Origin of the sequence: Hydrogenophaga sp. 2FB (genome assembly GCF_005503365.1) — a bacterium.
Taxonomy (GTDB): Bacteria; Pseudomonadota; Gammaproteobacteria; order Burkholderiales; family Burkholderiaceae_C; genus Hydrogenophaga.
The window spans coordinates 1-1,581 of the sequence record NZ_SCML01000123.1 but is presented as its reverse complement, the minus strand read 5'-3'; the positions used below and the strand labels follow the sequence as shown (position 1 = coordinate 1,581).

Sequence of the window (1,581 nt, the reverse complement as noted above, 5' to 3'; positions counted from 1 at the left end):
GATCTTCTGGTCCAGCGCGTTTTGTTGTTGGGCCTTGTGCGCGTTGTACTGATGGAGTTGCTGCTGCCAGTTCCCGTGCTCGCTGCGTTGGGCGGGCGAGCAGGCCTGGCTGTCGTCGTTGCAGTTGGGGCCGGTGTACACGGGCGGTGGGCCGAAGGGGGTAACGCCCAGGCGTTGCCAGATCGGGTGGTTCGAGGCGTAGGTGTCGACTTCGGTGGGGTTGCAGTCGGTGCCCGGACACAGCAGTTGGCTCGTGCGGCTGAGCTGGACCTGGTAGCGGCCATCGACCGAGACGGCCCATTGATCGACCAGCGCGGGGTACTGGCTGAAGGGGTATTCGGCCGAGGGCAGCAGCACCGCGTAGTGGGCCTGGTCGTCGTACTGGTCCAGGCGTTGGAAGTTCAGGCCGAGCTCTTCGGCCTTGTAGTCCACGCCGTTGTGGCGCAGGCGCAAATAGCGCTGCCCGGGCAGGGCCACCAGTTCGGTCTTGAAGTGGTCGTTGGCGTTGACCAGCACCGGGGTGGTGATGGTCAGAGCCCCCTGGGCTTCGATGCGCGCCGAGCGGTTCTCGATGCGCTCGCTGGCGTTGAGCACCATCTGGCCAAGGCTCAGGAGTTCGGCACCCTCGGTGTTGTGGATCCGCTCGGCGTGGATGGTGAGGGACTCGCGCGCGGCGATGACGCCGCCGTCCTGGTTGTGCACGCTCGGGGCATCGATGCGGATGTGCTGGCCGTAGGCGCTGCCGTGGTTGATCAATTGGCCGTTGGGCAGCAGGGTGAGCTTGCCCTGGCTGGCGATCGTGCCGCGGTTGTTCACGCCCAGCCCGTCCTCGCTGCCCACCAGGAAGATGTGGCCGGCGTACATGCCGCCGATGGCGGCCACGTCGAGCCAGAAGGTGGGTTGGGCGTCCGTGCCGGGGATGGGGGTGGTGGAGGGGATGCCGGAGGGGTCCGTGCCGCTGGCCTGGGTTTCCGCCGCACCGCCCACGAGGGTGAGCTTGTTGGCCCAGATCGCGGCGTTGACCTCGATGGCGCGCGCCAGGATGGTGGCGGCGTCGGCGCCTCGCATGTCCAGCCCCAGGCCGTTGATCTGCACCTGGCCACCCCGCACGCGAAAGCTCTCCAGAGAGCCGCTGTTCATGACCGGGGTGCCGGTGGTGAGCGTGACACCCGAGGCGTTGATGAAGCCCCCGCCGTTGACCTGGATGCCGGCCGGGTTGGCGATGATGATCTCGGCGCGCTGACCGGCGACTTCCACAAAGCCGTTGAGGTAGCTGGGGTGGGTGCTGTTGACTTCGTTGAGGATGACCCGCGCACCGCCCGAGGCCAGCCAGGGGTTGCCGGGGACGCAGCCGCCGAGCTGGGTCTGCACATGCGTGCGGCTGTTGTTGAGGATGGCGCCCTGGCCACCCACGTCGAATTGGCGGTAGGTGTTGCGCGAGACGCCGGCGGCACTCGGGGTCTGGATGTTGACCAGGGGCACGCCGTTGGGGGCCGTCAACACGGTAGGGCGTTGGCGACCCGGGGCGCCGGGGTCGGCGGCGATTTGCGCGTGGGCGGGAAACAGCGAGGCGGTGATGAG

General features: G+C 67.9%; 1 protein-coding gene. It reads right to left on the bottom strand.

The features are described from left to right. The coding region (locus tag FFS09_RS30485) for a filamentous hemagglutinin N-terminal domain-containing protein (RefSeq protein ID WP_137922646.1) at positions 1-1,581 on the bottom strand (1,581 nt) is incomplete at both ends.